1 protein-coding gene is annotated in these 269 nt (G+C 46.5%); it reads right to left on the bottom strand.

Translation table 11 applies throughout. The features are described from left to right. Positions 1 to 269: HYR-like domain-containing protein (locus H3Z82_RS19475; protein WP_182207123.1), on the bottom strand; the 269-nt coding region annotated here is incomplete at both ends.

Genomic DNA, 269 nt, shown 5'->3' with positions numbered 1-269 from the left:
CCGTTGGAATGGCATCACATTCTACCGTAACATCAGCAGGTACGCCGACAAGGATTGGATCCTTTGAATCGATAACCGTAATAGTCTGCGTATCAGTAGTTGTATTCCCGCCGTTGTCGGTTACAGTCCATTCGCGTACAATAACCCCCACACCGTCCACAACAGTATTGCTGGTTTCAGAATAGCTGACCGTAAGTGTCATATCGCAATTATCTGTAGCGGTTACTGTAGGTACCGTTGGAATGGCATCACATTCTACCGTAACATCA

The organism is Gelidibacter maritimus (genome assembly GCF_014062315.1).
GTDB classification, from domain to species: domain Bacteria; phylum Bacteroidota; class Bacteroidia; order Flavobacteriales; family Flavobacteriaceae; genus Gelidibacter; species Gelidibacter maritimus.
This window is presented reverse-complemented; position numbering and strand designations above follow the sequence as displayed.